This window comes from Vibrio tritonius (genome assembly GCF_001547935.1).
In the GTDB taxonomy this organism is placed as follows: Bacteria; Pseudomonadota; Gammaproteobacteria; order Enterobacterales; family Vibrionaceae; genus Vibrio; species Vibrio tritonius.
Genome location: NZ_AP014636.1, coordinates 743,203 through 764,329, shown reverse-complemented (window position 1 = coordinate 764,329; position 21,127 = coordinate 743,203). Strand labels below are relative to the sequence as shown.

Here is a 21,127-nt window from a genome sequence, read left to right as displayed (position 1 = left end):
ATAGTCTCTTGTTATGTAACCGTTACATTTCTTCGAGTTTATTTTCTCTTACTTGCAGATTCTTTCTTTGTCGCATCAATCACAACGATATCCGAAGCCTGCTCACCACGTTTTAAACGTTTTTCTCTAATTTCATTTATTTGTTTAAGCTTCTGCCCTAAGTCACCGAAATCCATTACGACAAAAATGCCAAAGTTTGTTTGTGATGCTTCTTTGTAAATTTCTAATTGTTTTTCATACCCATGCTTAACTGAACCGTTAGAACGCTTCATTTCAACTAATACACGAGCTGAGTAACCATCAGAAAATTTAAAGTCGATAGGACCGCCTCCCATATTTGCCTCAGGAGATATATCTATATTGTTTGCGGAGCAAAAACAATCAGCAATAGCGAAATAAATAAGTTGAGCGGCTCTTTCTTTTTTTGGCTTATCTCCAACCCATAATTCTTCCCAAAGGTTACCGTTTTCTACATGCTGTTGAAATTGATTAATTGTGGTTAATACAAGCTCTCTTAACTCTTCAGGTCCTTTATGTATATCTGGTAAATTTTGCTGTTTATATTGTGTTAGATCACTTCTAAGAATTTCTCTTATTTTGTAATAACCAAGGGCATCTTCATTCGGATCATAGTTATCCGCATATTCTTTAACCGAATCGAGAAAATGTTTAAATGAAGAGGATGAACCCAGCGCTGCATCTCGCAAAGCAGCTTTCCGTTGTGCAACAGTAGGTCTCGCAATATCACCTAAATATCGACTAACTCGTTCACGGATTTCTTGATTTTGAAGAGCGGCAACTTCTATATCTGACCAATCATTTGCTATTGGAAGATCACGGACAATATCTTTTGGTACCAATAACACTGATGAACCATCATAAACAGGTAACTCGCAACCACTCTCCAAATCAGATTTTTCTACTGGAATTTTATGAGCTACACAAAAGTTGCTCGTTACAATAGCTAAGCTTTCAATAATCACTCTTGTTGTAAAATCACTGATAGTATCAGGACCAACATTTTCTTCAAAAAATCCCATTAGCGAAACCATTTCAGGATCTTTTGCACCTAAATCAACAATTTCTTTTGCAGTCCTCATCATGACTTCACGTATTTCATCAGGTCTAGAACTACCGCTTCGACTACTACCACCATAGCCTAAACCCGTTTGAGCTGGCTCCCTTAAATCCAAAAGTTTTCTGGCGCCCTTCCATGCAACATCACCTTCACGTTCAGAGATAGACAATAAGCGAATATAATTCGTGAAATGGTCACAAAATTGTTTATATGCTTCGACACTTATCTCTTCGGATGAAGATTTTTGTAAAAGAACAGGATCAATAAATAATTGAGTATCTACATTCAAAAATGGGTCAATTAACCCATCCTTTTCTAATTCTATTTCATCGATACCGAAATGTTTTGAAAACAGCAAAGGATTCATAATTTTTGCCATTATTTATTTCTCCTATCTACTCAAATTATATTATTAACACTGAACTGAGGTTACATAACAGATATTATAAAGACAACGTCTGGATTTTCTTGTCTTTATAGAACTAAGATTTTGTCCCATACAAAACCAAAAATCGCGGTAAAACAATCAATTACCATCTGATCAAACCTTAGAAAATACCGACATTGTCTTTTTAATCTATCCACAAGCGGTTTTTTGTTAAAACTGTATAAATAAACAGTAGTTTGTTTTTTTCCACGCTACCGCCCTTTCTTGACAGAAATTCACACACTTTTACATATACCGATTGCATATGGGGTTATACCAAAGGTGCGACATCCTGACTACTCTAAAGTGTTATTTTCCCTGATTTGTATGAGGTTGTTTGAGGTCGATAAACTATTTGTGCCACAGCAGTGAATTTTGCTGAAGGTGTTGGGAGGTCTGCCTTGCAGGCTTTAGGCTGCAAGGCAGGTACGACGCTTAACTGGCTTTAGATACAGCAAAACGTCCGGTCAGTTGCTCTAACCGTTGGAGAGCGTTATGCATCAGGCGGGTGCGACGTGAGAGCTGCATTGAAGCTTCTTGCAGTTGCACAACTGTATGTTGCGCTGAATCAGCGGTTTGGCGGTGCTCTTCAGTGTTGCGGGCAATCTCTTGAATTAACGAAAAAAGTCCGCTGACAGAGTGTTGCAGCGCTTCGTTTTGATGTGGTTCGTCCACCAAGCGTGTGTTACTTTCTACGTTGGTGATTCCCTGCTGCATGGCTTCCACGGCCAAAGCCGATTGGCGGCTGAGCGCATCCATCAAATCACCAATGTTATTAGCCGCCTGCGATGTTTTACTGGCAAGGTTACGCACTTCATCGGCCACAACGGCAAAGCCCCGACCATGTTCGCCAGCGCGTGCGGCTTCTATCGCGGCGTTGAGTGCCAATAAGTTGGTTTGCGCGGTGATCTCACCAATCAACTCAACAATATCGCCGATTTTTTGCATCTCTTGATTCACCTCTTCCACTTTCGTGGCGGAGACTTTGACGATCTCTTTAATGGTTTGCGCACTTTGTGCCGCTTGTTGGTATTCCAGTTCCGCGGCTTGTGCCGTCGCATGCATCAGCTCGTTCATTTCCATTGCGGTATCGTTGGCGTGCACAATCTCTTGGCTTTGTTCACCAGCCAATTTCAGCATGTCATGAATTGAATGAGCGGTGGTATCGCTGGTTGAAAGCAAACGTTCACTGCGTTTAAACATGGAGTGAGAAACGTTATTGACCTCTTCGCTCGCCGTAACAAGGTCACTAATCACTTGTTCGAGATTATCAATAAAACTATTGGTCCAACGGGCCAAATCACCGGTTTCATCTTCTTTTAGTTGGTCCACATTAAGGCGTTTTTTGAGGTTACCATCCCCTTCGGCCAACATCTGCATCACAGACGTCATACTTTGCAACTGGTTCGCAACGGCTTTGGCTGTACGAAAATGAAACAGAGTAATGCTCGGTACCGCCACCACCAGCGAAAGTAACAGCAGTTGCCATTCCGGTAGTGGCCAAACGTAGCTAACGCAAAATGGCAATAGCAGCGCCAATGCCATAGTAAAAGCAAACTTCTGAGTTAAGGATTGACCTAGTGAACGATGGCGGTAAACCTCCTCAAGGTCGGCCTCACACATCATGCCCCAATGGTCAGGCGATCCCGGCAACTGAAACGTGACACCTTTTCCAATCACCGGGATATGCCGGTAATCGGAATACCCCGGGTATTCCACATAGAGGTTATGCCCCTGTTTGATGGTTTCTCGCACCCCCGGGTGCAAGTTGCCAGTCGCTGGATCATTAAAGACAATTTCAAATTCAGTATGCGCTTTTACTTTGACCGTGCCCCACTGGGTATGCACACCACTTTTTAAGTTTTCACCGTGGGAAAAGCGGTTATCTTCAAATCGTGAACGCGATAGTGCCACTCCCGGCTTGATGCTTTTGTCCATTTCAGATTGCACCATAAACAGGTAGTTATCGCCCGATTCACTATAGATATGTCCGGCTTCGCGCTGAATTAAATCCCCCAGTACATCATTAGGTACTCGAGCACACAAAGCGAGTGAATCCCCTGTTTCATGACAAGTAAAAGGTTGATAGAACATTAAGGTTACTTCGTCATGAAATTCGGAGCTGGAGGGGCCGACTTCCAGCGTCCACGCATCGCAATAAGGACCATGCAAAAAAGGTTTTGCGAGTCCTTTGGCGAGTGCCGCTGATTGTTCATGTCTTTGGCCACGATGACGGGCAAAACTTGACCCCATCACACTGCCCTGCGTGTTAACCACAAACAGCTCTGCAACGTCTTTGTTTCGTTGCACCAAGTTGGTTAACGACGCATCGAATTCTTTGCTTGATTTACTATCGAGATATAAAGCGGTATCGGTTAAAAACGACCAAAGATTATTGGTCCAATCGGTGAGCAATGAAACGCGTGTTTGGGCGATGTTGGTGAAGGTTTTCTTTATCATCGGCACTCGAGCACGATTAAGATAACACGCTTTATACATCTTGAGCTTACCGGTCGCACCCAGCCAAGGGAGCCAACTCATTTCTTGTTCCGTTAGTTGCATTTTTTCTCAGTTCCTGTTTATTTTTATGCAACTAGTATTGCAATACCTATTCCAGATATTACTAAAACAATCAACATGTTGGTTTATTACTGCTCTAAAAAATCATTTCCTATGTTAAACACCAATAAGAGCATAATCGACTACTAACCTAAGGCATTTCATGCACTTAATTAACACCAACGCGCCATATTGGTGCACATAAGCACCAATAAAAGGCATTGGAGCTTAACGCTAGTAACAATCACAGTCTATTTAAACCCGACTTGGGGTGGAGATTCCCATCTTTTGGGCACACTTGGGATCGGTAGGAATATAAACTAGCAACTGCCCAACTGCCCCACCGGAGCAGTTACTCCAGTACTGCTGGCGTAGCTCAATTCTTCCTAATATCGCATGGTGGTATTCACGTACCATCTCTTGTTTGGCTCGTACCGTATGGCTTTCCCACACCTTTGCAAAAAGTTCGCTGCTGCTGATAAGCTCAGCTAAACGCGTTTGCCACTCTCGGTCAGAGACTCGCGACGCCATCGCTGCGCGCACAAGTGCTGCCGAATTTTGCATGCATTGCATCAGCGCATCATCATCAATTGCACCAAGCCATTCACGCCATTGTTCATTATTCGTCATCAAACTGACTGTATTACGCTGTTTGATATCGAGTGCGTTAACATCAAAACCGACCATTTGGCAAAAGGCATCGTTGGCACGCAAAATGTCACGAAAATCGTTGGTGAGCAGTGCCGGCAATGGATTGACTGCAGCAAGCATTGTTTCCAGTTCCGGTGAAAGGCTCTGGGTCAAGAGCTCCCGCTCAGCAAGGTCAATATGCCCTGAAAGCTGCAACAAATAACGGGTTTCACTTGGGTCGCATTGCAGCGCTTTCGCGATGTTGCTTATCACCGTGTGCGATACTCGCTCAGCCTTGCCGCGCTCAAGTTTCGAATACCAAACGGTACTGATATTAGCAAGCTCGGCAACATCTTCACGACGCAAACCAGGCGTACGCGAACGATAAGGTTTAATCATTCCTAGTGTTTCAGGCGCAATGCTGTTACGTTTGAGGCGTAGAAAGTCGCCAAGTCGCTCACTTTGCGTCATTACATTTGTTTTCATACACTCTATCCTGATACTCCCAGTACGTGTCTGAGCAGTTTCTAGTACACCTTTAAATTGAGTTACATAATAGCATCTCGTTTTAATCTGTGGTGTTTTAAATGGAAGTCACAATGTCAAAAAATAACTCTTTATCTGCCGCTGGGCTTATCTTGCTCGTTGCTGGTCAATTAATGCCACAAATGGATTTTTCCATCGTCAATGTGGCTCTTGATGCGATCAGCGTCTCGCTCGATGCCAACAAAACGCAACTCGGATTAATCGTCTCGCTTTATGGCCTTGCTTTTGCCGTAAGCCTTGCGATGAGCGGCCGCTTAGGCGATCGTTATGGCCGTAAAAAGCTCTTTTTATTCGGAATTGCCAGCTTCGCTTTCGCGTCTTTTGTGTGTGGCCTTGCTCCCACCATATACCTTTTGATTGCAGCGCGAGTTCTGCAAGGTGTCGCTGCGGCAATGTTGATGCCCCAAATTCTTGCAACTATTCACGTTACTCTCCATGGTGAACGCCACTCCAAAGCGATCGGCATCTATGGCTCAGTAGGCGGCTTGTCTTTCATCATTGGCCAAATTTTAGGGGGCTGGTTAGTCTCTGCCGATCTCTTTGGCTTAGGTTGGCGTAGCGTGTTCTATATTAACTTACCTATCTGCGCAGTGATCCTGTACTACGGTAACAAATGGATTCCAGAGACAAAAGAAGTCACTAGCTTAGGGCTAGACTGGTTTGGTACTGGATTATTGGCCGTGATTGTAACCTTGCTATTGAGCTCTATTTCGGCAGGGCCTGAATGGGGTTGGAACGCAGTGATTTGGGGTATGCTGATCGCCACAATTCCATTGATGCTCTGGCTATGGAAAGTAGAAGGCACCAAAGAAGCCAGGCAACAAGCGCCATTAATGCCGCCGTCTCTCCTAAAACGACCTAAAGTGATATTGGGCTGCGTAAGTTTAATGCTCCAAGTGGCATCTTATGGCGGTTATATGTTTGTGGTGGCGCTAACACTACAATCAGGTTTTCACCTATCGTCCATGAATTCGGGGAATGCGTTTATCGGTTTGGGTATTGCCTATTTTATCGGCTCACTGTATGCGGGAAAACTGGCCAAGTGGTTTGCACGCGTTCAGTTTAGCGGCGTTATCGTCTGTGGGTCGCTGATGAACTTAATTGGCTACGCATTACTTATTCATCTCTTTAAGCAGCACATCAACGACTTAACACCTTGGACTTTGCTAATACCAATGTTGATTATCGGGGTGGGTAACGCCTTTGCGGTTAATAGCTCGCTGCGCATCGGGCTTGCCGATATTCCCGCCAAGTTTGCTGGCATAGGCAGCGCCTTTATGACCACGTTACAACAAAGCGCGATTGCCCTCGGTACGGCTATCTGCGCTGCATTCTACATCCAAAATCTTTCACAAGATGATGTGCAGCATATTGGTGGATTACAAGCAGGACTCGCCGTTGTTGCTGTATTTATCGCGTTACTATCCGTGATTCATATCGTCTGTTCGGTGCGTATCGTGCGTCAACGTGGCAAAACCACACAGGGTTAAAGCTAGGTTCTATTGCTAAACACTGCCCCAGTCGCTTTACTAACGCGATGTTATAACGCGCTGGGGCGATACCTACTCTTGTTCTTCGCGGTAAATGGTCATGCCGCGCCCTTGATAGTTTGCTAACGCATAAGGGTGATCAAGACTACAAGTATGAACCCAAACTCGAGATACCTCCCCCCAAGCCCATGCTGCTTCTAAAGCATGCGACAGTACATAGCCGCCAAAACCTTGCCCGATAAAATCTGGCGCTAATCCAAAATAAACGATCTCAACGCTATTATCCGACTGTTTTTGCAACTCAAAGTATCCTGCGATACTGCCTTTACTGTACGCGACCCAAGTTCGCAAATTATCTGCATGAGCATAGGCTTGCCACTGCTCGGGCGTATGACTGAGTTTGTCCGTCCATTGCCACGGCTCACCAACCAACTGATAGAGAAATCGGTTAAAACGATAGTTTTTGATTTCGACTTCGTTAATCTGCAAATTCTCAGGGCGAGGTTTTATTTTTAGCTGAGTTATCTTGGTCATTTCAAGATAATAAGTGGTAACCGGCTCCATGTTTCCTTATCCATAGCAAGCAGGAATGAGCAGTTATCCTACTGATTTGATATAAAAAGTACAAGTATTGAACTACCAACTCTCCCCTGTGGTGAATCGTAGGCATTCCAATGGTAATCGGGTATGCTTCACTGCAAGCGTAATGGTGTTAAGGACATATAAATGAAAATTGATGTGATAGGGTGTGGCAGTGCATTAAGTACCGACTTAAATACATCCGCCATCATGGTGAGTGACCAAACCCAATGCTGGCTTATCGACTGTGGCCCCACGATTCCACGCGCGTTATGGCAACGTAATTTGGACATTAACCAAATTAAAGTCATCTATTTTACCCACATTCACCCAGATCACTGCGCAGGCTTACCTGCCCTGCTCGGTCAATGGAATACCTTTAAACGTAGCGCTCCATTAACCATATACTGTCAAAAGCCCCAACAAGCAAGCCTTGAACAACTGGTTGGCCTCGCCAGTTGGCCAGATAAAGCGTGGTCATTTACCATCACTTGGGGCACCATTGAAGACCAATTTCAGCATGAAAATTGGCAGCTTGAAAGCGCTGCAACCCAACATGAAGTACCCAATCGTGCTCTGTTGATAGATACAGGCAAACAGCGTCTATTTTACAGCGGTGATGGCCGGCCTACGCATCAATCGATCGCGCTCATGCACAAAGCAGAGATCATTTTTCAAGAGTGTGCCTGTTACGATGCCCTACCAAGTGATGCGTCCCATGGTGATTACCAACAATCCGTAGCGCTTTATCGTATTCTGGGTAATAAAAGCATGTATTTATATCACTGTTGGGATGAGTATCGGCCTATGATTCAACGCGCAGCTGACAAGGAAAGCCACCTACATGTTAGTGACGACGGCTTGGTATTGGAAATCTAACCAGTTTGACACTCAGCCTCATGGCGATATCAGCGATGACTAAACACAGTCTCAGTGCTATCAAGGCCAACTTTGGCGACAATAAAACAATAAAAAAAGGATCGATTTACAATGTAAAACGATCCTTTTTTGGCGAATAAAAATTCGCTAATATCGCTACAAAACAACACGTTACAGCCACAAACCGGTTAAATTACCAAACGATCATTGACCTTGAATTTATGCATTAATTCACGCAGTGCGTTCGCTTGAATCGCTAAGTCTTCACTCGCTTGTGCCGTTTCACGGGTACTGTGCAAGACATGCTCTCCCGATTCGCGAATGCCCTCTAAGCTATGACTGATGGCATTAGAAGCAACCGATTGTTGTTCACTTGCCGCTGCCACTTGAATATTGGCTTCCGCCAATAGCCCAATTGCAGAGGCAATCTCATTAAACTGCATTTTGGCGGTTTCAATGTGAGACGAGGTTTGGTTAATAACCGAGTCACTCATATCAATGGTTTGCGCTGCTGTTTGGGTGTTTTGGACTAACATATTGATGAGATCAACAATCTCATGGGTCGCTTGCTGGCTGCGAGAGGCTAACGCACGGACTTCATCGGCAACTACAGCAAATCCACGCCCTTGTTCGCCCGCACGCGCCGCTTCTATTGATGCATTTAGCGCTAACAAATTAGTTTGTTCTGAAATGCCATCCACCACTTGCACAAAATTTTGAATCTTTTGTGTACTGTCTTGCAGCGCAGTCACCATCTCTTGGCAGCGTTTGCCTTGCTCTATTAACTTTAGAGATAACACCTGTGTCTCTTCAACAGTCTCGCAGCCTTGTTTGGCACTGTGATCCACTTTATCGGTTGTTGTAGCAGCCCCTTCTGCATTCGTTGCAACCTCGGTAATGGTGGTCGCCATCTGGGTCATGGCAGAGGCAACCATTTCGGTATTTTGTTGCTGCGTGGTCATCGCCTTTCGATTCACTTCAGCAACTTCAGATAACTCTATAACAGTGGTTGCGATATTATCGGCTCTGCCCATGACATCGCCCACTAACTGGCTAAGCGAGTCACATACAATATTCATTGAATTAAGAAGTTTGCCGACCTCATCATTAGAGGTCACTTCAACGTGCTGATCAAAGTTACCTTTGGCCATTTCATCAGCGACAGACGCTGCTTTATTGACCCCTTTCACGATGGTTCGACTGAAAAATAGTCCAAAAATCAGTCCAAACGCAATCGAAGCACTCGAGATGATGATCATATTGGTCAATGCTTCATGCTCTTCTTGCTCAGTTATCTCCACGGCTCGCTCGGTTGCTTCTTCAAGACGAAATAAAAAAGCGGATAGTTCCTCATCCAATCTGTCTTGTTGTACTTCTACCTCATGGGCGGCCTTCGCTAACCGAGTTACATCTTTATTGGATTTGAGTTCATCTAACACATTAAACAGGGCGCGCTCGTAATCTTTGTGATGAACAATCACCGTTTGTAGCTCGCTGTCCAGTTGCTGTAAACGCACGCGCATCTTATCGGTAAACGCGTGTTCCACCGCTTTTCTCAATAGCTCACTAGCGACCACCACTTTTTCATCAAAATAGAGAGCCGATTCGCGAATGGTCTTATCAAACTCGTTAAGTAAGGCAGCATCATCTTCAGAAGGTATGCCACTTATGCGCAAGGCTCGCTCAAGTAACACCGCTCCTTGTAACTGCTTTGTGGTTATCTCAGTGGTTAATTTCACCAATGGGATATTCTCATTGGCAATCACTTCTATTTCTGTTGCCACTCGCTGCATTTTAAACACAGCATAACCGACAACACCTATCAGTAATGCCAGCAATAACAACACTAATCCAACCAATTTTTGCGTGATAGAGAACTGTTTGAACCATTGCATGTCTCAATCCTTAGAAATCCTGCAACTTGCTAAAGCATAGTTGATAATATCTGCCCTTTTCGGTGATGCTCAGTCTGCAGCCTCATCGCCCCATTACACTGTTACAATGAAATCGACGACGTCATCACGAAACTGCTTTCACATCGCATTCACCAATTTCATTAACATTAGCAGCTAATTTAGCAATTGATTGTAAATACGTTAAGTTACTCCTTTTGAGGTAGAAATTTGTTAAACTAACGATTCATTTTCCTCAAAAAAATCAAAAGATAAGAGTATGACCGTAGAAAAATTTGATTCTATTTATCAACGGGCAGTAGAACGAAAGGGAGGTGTAGCGTCTTTAGAAGCACTGTTACACCCAGCTTTAAGCTCCGTGCAAGTGGCTAACATTCCCGATGATCGCTGGTTAGCCGCCTTCACCATGAAAGTGTTCCAATGCGGTATTCAGTGGAAAGTGGTTCGAGATAAATGGCCTAACTTTGAGGAATTGTTTTTTCAATTTCGTATTGAGCCACTGTTGATGCAGCCTGATGAAGCGTGGGAAGAGAAAGCTGCCAATCCTGGTATCATTCGCTATCTGCCGAAAGTAATGACCATTCCCGCCAACGCACAGATGATTTTTGATATCCGCTTAGAACATGGTTCGTTTGGTGCTTGGGTCGCGCAGTTTCCCAAAGAACGAATTGTTGATCTTTGGCTTCATCTCAAAAACCATGGTCAGCGACTTGGTGGTAACACCGGGCCATACGCATTACGTCAGCTAGGGGTAGACACGTTTTTATTTACGCAAGATGTGGAAGCTTATCTAAGAGCCACTAAAGTGCTCGAGGGCGGTAAAACCAGTAAACGCGCGCTATATGCCACCAACGATGCTTTCGCACAATGGCACGCCGATTCAGGTCGCTCGTTGGCAGAGATAAGCCAAATCATCGCCTACTCTACTGGCGACAATTACGCTTAACACGTTACATAGCCAAAATACCTGAGCAAGGGGGTAAATAAAAACCCCCTAATCTCCATCGGGGTAGAGAAAAGGGGGTTAAGGTTTTACTGGAGTTGTGGAGCAATTACAGTAAACTTACACAGTCTTGAGCAATAACCAATTCTTCGTTAGTTGGAATAACCATCGCTACAGCACCCATCACTTCAGATTTAGCAATGATGCCTGACTGACCAAAGCGTGCTGCTTCGTTGCCTTTTTCATCTTCAACGAAACCAAACACTTTGAGATAATTCAATACTTCATGACGTACTGGTAGAGAGTTTTCACCGATACCACCAGTAAACACGATAGCATCTAAACCTTCACCTACAGATACCATGTATGACGCAATGTATTTTGCAACACGGTAGTTAAATACGTCGAACGCCAATTTCGCACGTTCATCACCAGCTTCCATCGCTTCTTGAATGCCGCGAGCATCGCTGGTTTTACCAGACAGACCAAGGAAACCAGATTTTTTGTTCAATGTCGTAAAGATTTTTTCTTGATCCCAACCTTTACGCATTAGGAATTCGATAACGCTTGGGTCTAAGTCACCACAACGAGTACCCATCATCACGCCCGCAAGAGGAGTTAGGCCCATTGATGTGTCAACGCTTTCACCATTTTTCACTGCAGTGATAGAAGCGCCGTTACCCAAGTGAACGGTAATTACATTGCAATCTGTCGCTGATTTACCAAGAGCTTTTGCTGCTTCACGGCTTACGAAATAGTGGCTAGTACCGTGAGCACCGTAACGGCGAACTTTGTATTCGTCGTAGATTTCGTGTGGTAGAGCGTACATAAACGCTTTAGCAGGCATAGTTTGGTGGAATGCAGTATCAAAAATCGCGAACTGAGGTAGAGATGGGAACACTTCCATCGCAGCACGAATACCATCAGCGTTTGCTTTGTTGTGTAGTGGAGCAAGCTCAGCTAGACGTTCGATTTCAGCAACCACTTCTTCGTTTACGCGAACTGTGCCTTTAAATGCTTCACCACCAGCAACAACGCGGTGACCAACAGCAACGAATTTCTCGCTTAGACCAAGAGTATCAAGAAGTTTAACAATGCGTTCAAACGCATACTGATGGTGGTCGCCACCTGCTGGGATCGCTTCTGCAGTTTTCTCACCTTGGTATTTCCAGCTAATTTCAGCTTCTGGTAGACCAAAGCATTCACCAAGACCACTGACTACTGCATCACCGGTTTCTGGATCGATGACTGCAAATTTTAGCGAGGAGCTACCAGAGTTGATGACCAACACATAAGAATTCGACATGGTGCTATATCCTGTTTCTGAGTATGGTTTGAAGCGAGTGCTTCTCCGTTTTGTAGTCTACCATTATTCAATAATTTTTGAATCTTTCAACTTTGTTTTTATTTTTTCTACAAAACAAACAGTTTTTTCTTGATCTCCGACAAGTATTCAAATTTTTTTGAGGGTGAAATAATTCAATTTATAGTCTACGCAGTGCATAAAAACTCACACAAAATCGTCATTGATAATGAAGTTTTGTGTGGCTTTTCAAACTATAAAATCGATAAAGAACATAAATAAACATCGATAAAAAACATAAATAAAAGGGCTCAAATAGAGCCCTTTTATGGTTTTTATGAAAACAGTGTATCGCCAAGGATGGATTTATCACATGTTCAATTTTGTGACATGATGCACCATTAGGTGTAATACAAACACATTCTCTTGCCGTCTTGTTCAATCACTTTAAATGGAGTTTCGTATATATCTGCCAACACCGCTTCATCAATCACTTCATGTACAGGACCTGTGGCTACCACTTCACCGCGCTTTAACGCGATAATGGTGTCGGAGTAACACGACGCAAAGTTAATATCGTGAATAACGATCACCACCGCTTTTTGCAGCTCGTGAGCCAAACGCTGAATGGTCGCCATAATTTTTAACGAGTGCTTAATGTCTAAATTGTTCAGCGGCTCATCTAAAAAGATGTAATCAGTGTCTTGCGCCATCACCATGGCTATAAAAGCCATCTGGCGCTGACCACCACTGAGTTCATCCAGATATTGATGCTCAATCCCTTTAATACCGAGGTATTCTAAGGCTTGGTCTACCACTTTGTGATCTTCTGCGGTCAGCTTACCTTGTGAATGGGGAAAACGGCCAAAACAAACCAATTCACGAATGGTAAAACGCATCGTGATGTTATTCGCTTGGCGCAATACGGAAAGGCGTTTAGCTAAAGCTTTGGTATCCCAATCCACCAGCTCTTTGCTGTCAATCCACACTTGGCCTTCATCACGGCTAATCAAACGGCTCGCCATCGACAATAACGTACTCTTCCCAGCCCCGTTTGGGCCGATAATGGAGGTTACCTTGCCTTTTTCAAATTCGGCGCTTGCCTGATGAACGACTTTCTTTTGGCCGAACAGTTTGGTCAGTTTATCGAGTTTGATCATAATTAAGCCACTTTGTTACGAATCAGCAAGGATAAGAAATACGCCCCACCGATAAAATTGATCACGACGCTCAAGGTCGTACCGAAATTGAATACTTTCTCGATCACCCATTGCCCAGAAAGCAATGCACATACCGACATCGCAGAACAAGCGATGAGCAGCGTACGATGACGATAGGTATGAAACCATTCACGGGTTAAGTTAGTTACCAATAAGCCAAAGAACATCACCGGGCCAACTAACGCCGTGGAAATTGAAATCAATACGGCGCTCAAAAGCAGCACATTACGAGTTTCACGGTGCACATCTACCCCAAGGCTGATGGCGTTATCTTGATCGAGCCAAAATACGTCAAGCACTCGATGCATACGAAACAGCACAATCGCGACCCCTATCAATAACGGCGTGGTGATGTACACCAGATCAATATTCACATTATTGAAGCTGGCGAACATGTTGCTCTGTAGCGTCGCAAAGTCGTTCGGATCCATTAGCATGGTAATAAAGGAAGACATGTTGCCAAACAGCGCGCCCAAAATAACCCCCAGCAGCAGCAACACCATCAAGTTGCGCGATTTGCCTCGAAAATAGAAAGAGAACAAAAACAGCGAGAAGCTGAGCATAGCAATCACAGAAATAGAAAAGTTGGCGTACGCATTCACCGAGTAAAAACTCATGCCACCAAAAATCGCCACCACTAAGGTTTGCGTGAGCATATAAAGGGAATCAAACCCCATAATACTTGGCGTTAAAATTCTGTTATTGGTTATGGTTTGAAACGCCATGGAAGATTGGGCAATTGCAACCCCCGCCAGTGTCATCGCTAACACTTTAGGTACTCTACGCGATAAAAAATACGCGTAGTTGTGCGCATTCAAACCGATACAAATAAACAAAGCAGCAAACAGCAGCGATACCATCACTAACAGAATCAGTTTACTTCTATCCTGCATGACGCTGCCCTCGCAAAATTAACATCACAAACGTAATACCGCCAAAGATACTGATGATCATTGAAATAGGCATTTCATACGGATAGATAATCACTCGCCCGATAAGGTCGCAAAGCAACACCAGCAATGCTCCACATACGGCAGTGATAGGAATATTGCGCCGTAAATTATCACCACAAAAACTGCTGACCAGGTTGGGAACGATTAGCCCTAAAAACGGCAACTGCCCGACGATCATCACCACCGTGGCTGATGTCATCGAAACTAATGAAACGCCAATAATCAGCACTTGTTGGTAATTAAGGCCAAGGTTAACCGCAAAATCTTTCCCCATACCGACCGCTGAGATGCGTGCCGCATATAAGTAACTAAAGAGAGCTATCGGCAATGCGATATACAGCAGTTCGTAATCCCCTTTAAGCAAATTTGAGAAATTCGCTTCGCCCCACCCCATGAGGTTCTGTACAGCATCGTATTTGTACGCCAGGAAAGTAGCCGCAGAGGAAATGACATTACCAAAAATGATCCCGATAAGCGGTACCAAAATGGCGTTTTTAAATTGAATGCGGTTAATCAGTTGCACAAAGACCCAAGTGCCAGCCATTGAGGTGGCAAAGATAACCCAGAGATTATTGCCATCGCCAAAAAACACTAAGCTTAAAACGTAACCAAACATGGCACATTCAATCGTGCCCGAGGTGGAAGGAGCAGCAAATCGGTTTTGACTTAATTGCTGCATGATAAGACCAGCAATACTTAACCCTGCACCAGCTAATAAAATCGCAATCAACCGCGGAACACGACTGGTAAAGAACAGTTGCCAAGCCATTGCATCGGCATCAAAAAGGCTCGTAACAGAAACCTGCCCAACCCCAACAAAGAGAGAAGCGACACTCACCAATATCAGTGCCGTCAATAACTTTTTCACATAAGCCTCAAAACATCAGAACCCATATTCGAAATGAAGATAACCGGAGCAGATACTTCAGCTCCGGTCGTTCCACTTACTGAACTTTCGAGACTTTTTGCATATCTGCAATCATCTGCTCAGTGGCTTTTACCCCTGAGATACCTAAATACCAAGCATTAAGGTCGAGGTAAGTCATGCGATTTTGCTTATAGGCTTGAGTCGCTTTCACTAAGTCGTTTTCAAACTCTTCGTGGGTGTGACTTACCCCTTTGTTCACCAATTTATCGCGGTCAATAATAAACAGGGTTTGTGGATTATGTTCACGAATAAACTCGTATGAAATCAAATCACCATGACGGTTATTTGCTTTTACTGGTACGGTTTCGCTAAAGCCAAAGTCTTCATAAATAGAAGAGAAGCGAGATTTGTCACCAAAAGTGCTTAAGTTACCACCGGAGGTTAATACCGTCATCGCATTCACATGATGAGCCTTGTTGTACTGAGCAATCGCTTTGAATTGACCATCCAGCTTAGCGATTTCGGCATCGACTTTCGGTTCGATATTGAAAATCTTACCAAGATTGCGCCATTGCTCTTGCGTATTTTTCCAATAGTCGGTGGTTTCTGGGTTACCAAACACAACGGTCGGCGCAATTTTTGAGAGTTCATCATAAGATTTAGCTGCGCGCGGACCAACGATGATCAAATCTGGTTGCTGGTTATAAATCGCTTCAAAATCAGGTTCAAACAGTGAACCTGCTTCACCATATTGATCGCCTTTGTATTTTTGCAAGAAATCAGGCATGTAGCCTACTTTAGACACCGCCACCGGATTAATTCCAAAAGCATCCACTGCATCTAGTGCGCCAATACCAATGACTACAACGCGTTTCGGACTCTGTTCTAGCGTGGTTTTGCCCAGTTGATGCGACACGGTAACCGTCGCTCCGTAACTAGAAAAAGAAGCAAGCAAGCCCAAAATGGCAGCACTAGTAGACACTTTCATACAAATTCCCCTGATTAAATGGTGCAGATAGTTACCTAAGTCAAATAAAATAGATTCTGATACTTATTCTCATTTGTCTGGGTACTATACCCGCCACTATGCCCTGTCGCAACAGGATTCATAAGCTTCTACTATTCAATTGGATGGAAAACAGCCACAACGTTCCATAAGTGGAACAACCACATAACAACCTTTGAACAAATAAGGCATTAATGGCAGTAACAGCACATTTTTTACGTCATTCAGGAGGGATTTCATCTTACATCAGGATGAAATAGTTGCGGTTAACAAGCCAAGTTTCCAAATATGGAACAGGCCAGCATGGCTGGCCTGTTTAAACACAACTTTTCACTTTCACCATGACTCATCACGGGCGACCCAGCTCTATTGGGTAACGAGTGAGCTGGCAGCCTTGCACATGAATAATCGACTGTGGCTCAACCAAGTTCCAGCCACTGCAATTTTCTAATGGCTCAGACGCCATAATCATGCCCCGCTCGCAGCACTTGGTGAATACGGTTGGTGGCTCGGCATCACTGCTGTAACGAACAACCCAAAAGCACTGCCCATCGGATATACACATCGACGCCTTAAAAGGCTCTAGCACACCCCTAGCTGCCATTGCCTGTTCTATTTCACCGAGCGTAGCTTGAATAGCGCTTAGTGGGTTATCCCGTAACCCGTTCTTTAACATCATCAAAAAGATGAGTTCGCTATCGGTGGTACCAATCCGCTTAACGTACAAATCTTCAGGCAGTTGTCGCTCCAACAAGCACTTCACCTTTTCAAATTCACCGATTTGACCGTTATGCAAAAACATCCACTGCTCATCAATAAATGGATGGCAATTAGAACGCGACACTTGTGTACCAGTCGAAGAACGCACATGCGCCATAAAACGATGTGATTTTATGTGATGGGCTAAAGAACGTAAGTTATCGTCGCTCCAAGCCGGCAATACCTCATGAAACTGCCCTGGCGTTTCACGCCCATCATTATACCAACCCAACCCAAAACCATCGGCATTGACACGCGTAACCGCTTTACGTGCTTCCAAGCTCTGATGGACCAATGAATGTTCAGGCTCATAAATGAGCTGATCTAAATAAATAGGAATGCCCTGATAGGCAAGCCAACGGCACATGATAAGTTTCCCAAAAATAACGACAACTATTGACAATAAAGCACGTTTAATAAGGAGTAGCAATATCAAACACGCAATTTATTTATATGATATGACTTTAGGAAATATGGATTAAATTTAAAGACTTACCTCACTTAACCATAAGTCACCAGATTGACAGTCAGAATAGCACCAACCGCAGTATTTCCATCTAAATAACATCTATTCCGCCCACAAAAAAGCTGGGTATGAAAACCCAGCTTTTTACCCAAATGGGCAGTGCTTTATAAACGGAAGTTACCAACGAGTTTGTCTAATTCGCCAGAAACGTGACGTAAACTGTCACTTGCGGTATTCAATTGTTCCGCAATATCCGTTGTTTCTGTTGTTAATTGGTTAATATCTTCCACGTTGCGGTTGATGTCTTCTACCACTGTCGACTGTTCTTCTGTCGCGGTCGCTACTTGGATATTCTGATCACTGATCTGGTTAATATTATTATTAATCAGATCAAGAGACTCAGCCGCTTTATCCGCCATATCAACGACTAGCTGACTCTGTTTACGTCCATTTTCCATTGCACTTACCGCACGTTGAGATTCCACTTGCAACTTATCAATCACTTGTTGGATCTCTTCAGTAGACTGAGCTGAGCGGCTTGCTAACGTACGAACTTCGTCGGCAACAACAGCAAAACCACGACCTTGCTCACCAGCGCGTGCAGCTTCAATAGCCGCGTTCAATGCCAATAAGTTGGTTTGTTCTGAAATGCTACGAATGGTATCTAAGGTCGAACTGATCACATTCACTTGAGACGCTAGCGAATCGACAACACTGTTCGTTTCAACCAAGTCGTTCGACAGATCTTCTATTTGTACACGCGCAGAGATCACCACATCTCGGCCATCTCCTGAACGTTGCGTTGCCTCTTTTGCCAAATCAGCCGCTTGTGCAGCATTGCCGGCAATCTCGCTTACTGTTGCGCCCAATTCATGAATCGCAGTCGCCACTTGCACAGTACGATCGCGCTGTGCAGTACAGTTTTTCTGTGTATGACGCGCTCTATCCGCCACATCCGATGCCATAGTTGCTAACTCTCTCGAGTTGGCAGCAACTTGATCTATCGAGCTGTGTACCTTTTTGATGAATTCGTTAAAGCTTGCACCGATATCTGTCAGCTCATCGCTGCCAGCCAAATCAACTCGTGAGCTTAGCGATAGAGTTTTCGCCGCTTCACCCATGGTGTTTTTAAGAACATTAACACGATGACGTAAGTTCGCCACAATCACCCAAGACGTGATGATAGAAATGATAAGACCAATAACAATAATGATAATCTGCTGAGTTCGGCCAGAGAGGTATTCTTCGTTACTGCGTTTGTTTTGCTGTCCGGCTTGACTAAGCAAATCGTTGAGTAACTGGGCAGAGGCTTTACGCATAACACCATAGGTTTTTGCGTATTTATCACGATAAATCGTCTTAGCCGTGTCGATGTCGTTGTTTTCAAAAGCCGCCAACATCGGCGTTAATTCATCGCGCACCATGTCTTCAAACTGGTTAAGAATCCCCTCGGCTCGCGCCTTAAGTTTGGGGTCAACTTGCGCAGCCACCGCACTTTCCATTGCTTGACGCATCTCAGGTATATCTTCAGTGCGCGTTTCTTTAACACGCGTTAAAACACCTTTGGCATCTTTTAGTGAAGTTTCTTGTAGCAACATCATATCGATACCCACTCGCATACGAGGTATACGAGATGCCGCCTCAGCAACTGCTCGCATAGGGGCAGCAGTGTTGAGGTAGAGCTCTTGCGCGCGAGATTGCATCGATGACATGGTGACTAGGCTTGCGACCGCAACACAAACAGAAGCGATACAGGGAATCGCAACTGCAATGATAAGTCGAGTTCGTAGCGTCAAATGATTAATGAACATGCAGAAATCCTTGTTGTTCCAAATAATTATTGTTTTTTTATTGCTTCTGATTATAAGCACCTAGGGCTATAGCAACAATCAAACAATGCAAATTATTTGCGATCAGAATCTCTTTTTATTAGCGAAAGTCGATGAAATAAAAAATTCGTAAAATTAATTAGTTACAATAAAAACCATCGATTTCACTCACCTCTGTTCATTTACTCAATAAGTATTAGTTAACCACATAAAAAACATTAAAATCATAGCGCTATAACAATTAATTAACATAAATTCTATTTTATAAAATTGAGCCATTCATCACAGTTATAACTAAGCAAATTGCCGCGATACTGCCCATAAAAGCCCTTTCAATACGTAAATGATGCTTTAAATAATTGAACAGTGGCGCCAAAACAAAAAGTGTAACTAATGCTGGTAACGCGTTTTGGGGCTGAAAAAGAAAAGCCACAATCAACATCGCCACAGCGGCTGCGATCCAACGAGGAGTTAACTTCAGTTTCAACCCAAGTGCTACGGCGAACAACACTGTAATAATAAGTGGTAACATAACGCCCCAATTGATAGTAATTCTCATTATCATAATGATAACGTTCCCCTACTATTAATGCAAGGTAGTGAAAACAATTATCATTACATATAGGACATCGGGTGTTAGCCACCTTGTTAAGGGCAACGATGGTAAGTGCAACTAAATAACCGTCGCCGATTATGCTCAAGCTCTAATCGTCCGGCGTAGGCTGAAATGTTGAAAGAGACAGTGCAAAGTCTGCTTTAATATCGCCCTTTCTTGGCGCATCCGGTATAGTGACGATTGCTTAAACCAGTAACGTAAGAAGAGATTGTAAATTGAAAACGCCTTGTAAAGCTGCGTGTAAAAATAATGGTGGTATCTGTTCTGGATGCCTACGAACCATTCCTGAAATCATGAATTGGCGTGATGCAGATGAAGAAACGCGACATCACATCATGGATACCTTAGCTGGGATAACATCAACACACCTTTGCCCATCATGCCAACAACCGGCACAGTGCGATATTGCCGCAGGAAAATCCTCTTGCTGGTGCTTCGCTTTGGAAGAGCGCGAGGCAACAGAAACCAATACCGATCTTTGCTTATGTCGAGCTTGTCTTGAAAAACAGCCTTTGGCGTAAAAAAATGGCCACTGCATAAGTGACCATTCCTTCCGTAATTGGGGTTGACCTGTATCGCTGGTGAAGATCTGACTTCTCCATCTTGAAGACATTTCGCTTTATTTGTCTATCACGTAACACTTAACGAATTTTCAACGCTTGGCCATCAAAGCGAATACCATCCCAACCATGAATCATAAATTGACGTATATTTTGGTGGCTATCCCCTTTCGGATCACCAAGGACATCGTCTCGGTAAAATGAGCCGAAACAAGCCAACGTGGCTTCCACACTCAGTTTTTGCAAAGCGGCAAAAGAGAAAATTTTGCATGAACCATTATTTTGGTCAGCGGCATTGACCTGCTCTCCATTGCTAAAGCCGGTTGGGGTAAACACATAATTGTCATCAATTGTGGCGATCACAGTCTGAAAATCTATTTGTTCTGGTTTCATTGCCAACTGCTGAATAAGAGTGTCGAGTTCCATAATATCCTTATCGTTTTTTATTTAATGGCCTGCCAGTGTAACCAGTTTTTGATGAAGAAAAAAGTACCGCACTAACT

At 43.8% G+C, this 21,127-nt stretch carries 18 protein-coding genes; 4 read left to right on the top strand and 14 right to left on the bottom strand.

The genetic code is table 11. From position 1 onward, the window contains the following. Positions 1–38 precede the first annotated feature (38 nt). From JCM16456_RS18640 to JCM16456_RS18630, 3 genes are all read right to left on the bottom strand, one after another. The gene (locus tag JCM16456_RS18640) at positions 39–1,457 is read right to left on the bottom strand and encodes a hypothetical protein (RefSeq protein WP_068717331.1); all 1,419 of its coding nucleotides are present in this window, start codon (positions 1,455–1,457) and stop codon (positions 39–41) included. Positions 1,458–1,940: 483 nt separating this feature from the next. Continuing rightward, positions 1,941–4,067 carry a methyl-accepting chemotaxis protein gene (locus JCM16456_RS18635; RefSeq protein WP_068717329.1) on the bottom strand — a complete coding sequence of 709 codons (2,127 nt, stop codon included), beginning with the start codon at positions 4,065–4,067 and terminating at the stop codon, positions 1,941–1,943. A 252-nt stretch (positions 4,068–4,319) separates the two neighbouring features. Next, a complete protein-coding gene (locus JCM16456_RS18630; RefSeq protein ID WP_068717328.1) occupies positions 4,320–5,180 on the bottom strand; it encodes a helix-turn-helix transcriptional regulator in 861 nt (286 codons plus the stop codon). Between the two features lie 113 nt (positions 5,181–5,293). Between JCM16456_RS18630 and JCM16456_RS18625 the strand changes: the two genes are divergently transcribed. After that, positions 5,294–6,730 (top strand): MFS transporter, encoded by a 1,437-nt coding sequence (locus JCM16456_RS18625; protein ID WP_068717327.1) that lies wholly within the window; start codon positions 5,294–5,296, stop codon positions 6,728–6,730. 72 nt (positions 6,731–6,802) lie between these two features. Here JCM16456_RS18625 and JCM16456_RS18620 read toward each other — a convergent pair whose 3' ends face one another. Further along, positions 6,803–7,294 (bottom strand): GNAT family N-acetyltransferase, encoded by a 492-nt coding sequence (locus tag JCM16456_RS18620; protein ID WP_068717326.1) that lies wholly within the window; start codon positions 7,292–7,294, stop codon positions 6,803–6,805. A gap of 162 nt (positions 7,295–7,456) precedes the next feature. Here JCM16456_RS18620 and JCM16456_RS18615 point away from each other — a divergent pair, with 162 nt between their 5' ends. After that, positions 7,457–8,188 carry an MBL fold metallo-hydrolase gene (locus JCM16456_RS18615; RefSeq protein WP_068717325.1) on the top strand — a complete coding sequence of 244 codons (732 nt, stop codon included), beginning with the start codon at positions 7,457–7,459 and terminating at the stop codon, positions 8,186–8,188. A 188-nt stretch (positions 8,189–8,376) separates the two neighbouring features. Here JCM16456_RS18615 and JCM16456_RS18610 read toward each other — a convergent pair whose 3' ends face one another. Then, positions 8,377–10,083, bottom strand: coding sequence for a methyl-accepting chemotaxis protein (locus tag JCM16456_RS18610; protein ID WP_068717324.1), 1,707 nt, complete (start codon positions 10,081–10,083; stop codon positions 8,377–8,379). A 277-nt stretch (positions 10,084–10,360) separates the two neighbouring features. Between JCM16456_RS18610 and JCM16456_RS18605 the strand changes: the two genes are divergently transcribed. Then, positions 10,361–11,047: a DNA-3-methyladenine glycosylase I gene (locus JCM16456_RS18605; RefSeq protein WP_068717322.1), complete on the top strand. Its 687-nt coding sequence runs from the start codon at positions 10,361–10,363 to the stop codon at positions 11,045–11,047. A 106-nt stretch (positions 11,048–11,153) separates the two neighbouring features. Here the strand turns inward: JCM16456_RS18605 and JCM16456_RS18600 are convergent, their stop codons facing one another. The 8 genes from JCM16456_RS18600 to JCM16456_RS18565 all read right to left on the bottom strand — a co-directional run bounded on the left by JCM16456_RS18600 (position 11,154) and on the right by JCM16456_RS18565 (position 19,980). Then, positions 11,154–12,350 carry an acetate/propionate family kinase gene (locus JCM16456_RS18600; protein WP_068717319.1) on the bottom strand — a complete coding sequence of 399 codons (1,197 nt, stop codon included), beginning with the start codon at positions 12,348–12,350 and terminating at the stop codon, positions 11,154–11,156. 398 nt (positions 12,351–12,748) lie between these two features. Continuing rightward, entirely contained in the window at positions 12,749–13,507 is a 759-nt protein-coding gene (gene vctC, locus JCM16456_RS18595) for an iron chelate ABC transporter ATP-binding protein VctC (RefSeq protein ID WP_068717318.1), read from the bottom strand. A 2-nt stretch (positions 13,508–13,509) separates the two neighbouring features. Further along, positions 13,510–14,460: an iron chelate uptake ABC transporter permease subunit VctG gene (vctG, locus tag JCM16456_RS18590; RefSeq protein WP_068717316.1), complete on the bottom strand. Its 951-nt coding sequence runs from the start codon at positions 14,458–14,460 to the stop codon at positions 13,510–13,512. After that, positions 14,450–15,388: an iron chelate uptake ABC transporter permease subunit VctD gene (gene vctD, locus JCM16456_RS18585; RefSeq protein WP_068717313.1), complete on the bottom strand. Its 939-nt coding sequence runs from the start codon at positions 15,386–15,388 to the stop codon at positions 14,450–14,452. The genes vctG and vctD overlap by 11 nt, the downstream gene beginning before the upstream one ends. A gap of 76 nt (positions 15,389–15,464) precedes the next feature. Next, positions 15,465–16,376: a siderophore ABC transporter substrate-binding protein gene (locus tag JCM16456_RS18580; RefSeq protein ID WP_068717312.1), complete on the bottom strand. Its 912-nt coding sequence runs from the start codon at positions 16,374–16,376 to the stop codon at positions 15,465–15,467. Positions 16,377–16,743: 367 nt separating this feature from the next. After that, the gene (locus JCM16456_RS18575; RefSeq protein WP_068717310.1) at positions 16,744–17,520 is read right to left on the bottom strand and encodes a class II glutamine amidotransferase; all 777 of its coding nucleotides are present in this window, start codon (positions 17,518–17,520) and stop codon (positions 16,744–16,746) included. Between the two features lie 263 nt (positions 17,521–17,783). After that, positions 17,784–19,430: a methyl-accepting chemotaxis protein gene (locus tag JCM16456_RS18570; protein ID WP_068717308.1), complete on the bottom strand. Its 1,647-nt coding sequence runs from the start codon at positions 19,428–19,430 to the stop codon at positions 17,784–17,786. Positions 19,431–19,710: 280 nt separating this feature from the next. Then, positions 19,711–19,980, bottom strand: coding sequence for a hypothetical protein (locus JCM16456_RS18565; RefSeq protein WP_068717306.1), 270 nt, complete (start codon positions 19,978–19,980; stop codon positions 19,711–19,713). Positions 19,981–20,279: 299 nt separating this feature from the next. Between JCM16456_RS18565 and JCM16456_RS23410 the strand changes: the two genes are divergently transcribed. Next, complete coding sequence (locus tag JCM16456_RS23410) at positions 20,280–20,585, top strand: cysteine-rich CWC family protein (protein ID WP_082712373.1); 306 nt, start codon at positions 20,280–20,282, stop codon at positions 20,583–20,585. Positions 20,586–20,705: 120 nt separating this feature from the next. On the opposite strand, the gene JCM16456_RS18555 is transcribed toward JCM16456_RS23410, so the two are convergent. Beyond that, on the bottom strand, positions 20,706–21,050 hold the full coding sequence (locus JCM16456_RS18555; RefSeq protein WP_068717303.1) for a HopJ type III effector protein: 345 nt from the start codon (positions 21,048–21,050) through the stop codon (positions 20,706–20,708). Positions 21,051–21,127: the final 77 nt, after the last annotated feature.

Excerpts from the sequence above, each read along its gene's own strand:
- JCM16456_RS18640 (WP_068717331.1), bottom strand. The coding sequence starts at position 1,457 with ATGGCAAAAATTATGAATCCTTTGCTGTTTTCAAAACATTTCGGTATC.
- JCM16456_RS18635 (WP_068717329.1), bottom strand. The coding sequence starts at position 4,067 with ATGCAACTAACGGAACAAGAAATGAGTTGGCTCCCTTGGCTGGGTGCG.
- JCM16456_RS18630 (WP_068717328.1), bottom strand. The coding sequence starts at position 5,180 with ATGAAAACAAATGTAATGACGCAAAGTGAGCGACTTGGCGACTTTCTA.
- JCM16456_RS18625 (WP_068717327.1), top strand. The coding sequence starts at position 5,294 with ATGTCAAAAAATAACTCTTTATCTGCCGCTGGGCTTATCTTGCTCGTT.
- JCM16456_RS18620 (WP_068717326.1), bottom strand. The coding sequence starts at position 7,294 with ATGGAGCCGGTTACCACTTATTATCTTGAAATGACCAAGATAACTCAG.
- JCM16456_RS18615 (WP_068717325.1), top strand. The coding sequence starts at position 7,457 with ATGAAAATTGATGTGATAGGGTGTGGCAGTGCATTAAGTACCGACTTA.
- JCM16456_RS18610 (WP_068717324.1), bottom strand. The coding sequence starts at position 10,083 with ATGCAATGGTTCAAACAGTTCTCTATCACGCAAAAATTGGTTGGATTA.
- JCM16456_RS18605 (WP_068717322.1), top strand. The coding sequence starts at position 10,361 with ATGACCGTAGAAAAATTTGATTCTATTTATCAACGGGCAGTAGAACGA.
- JCM16456_RS18600 (WP_068717319.1), bottom strand. The coding sequence starts at position 12,350 with ATGTCGAATTCTTATGTGTTGGTCATCAACTCTGGTAGCTCCTCGCTA.
- vctC (WP_068717318.1), bottom strand. The coding sequence starts at position 13,507 with ATGATCAAACTCGATAAACTGACCAAACTGTTCGGCCAAAAGAAAGTC.
- vctG (WP_068717316.1), bottom strand. The coding sequence starts at position 14,460 with ATGCAGGATAGAAGTAAACTGATTCTGTTAGTGATGGTATCGCTGCTG.
- JCM16456_RS18580 (WP_068717312.1), bottom strand. The coding sequence starts at position 16,376 with ATGAAAGTGTCTACTAGTGCTGCCATTTTGGGCTTGCTTGCTTCTTTT.
- JCM16456_RS18575 (WP_068717310.1), bottom strand. The coding sequence starts at position 17,520 with ATGTGCCGTTGGCTTGCCTATCAGGGCATTCCTATTTATTTAGATCAG.
- JCM16456_RS18570 (WP_068717308.1), bottom strand. The coding sequence starts at position 19,430 with ATGTTCATTAATCATTTGACGCTACGAACTCGACTTATCATTGCAGTT.
- JCM16456_RS18565 (WP_068717306.1), bottom strand. The coding sequence starts at position 19,980 with ATGTTACCACTTATTATTACAGTGTTGTTCGCCGTAGCACTTGGGTTG.
- JCM16456_RS18555 (WP_068717303.1), bottom strand. The coding sequence starts at position 21,050 with ATGGAACTCGACACTCTTATTCAGCAGTTGGCAATGAAACCAGAACAA.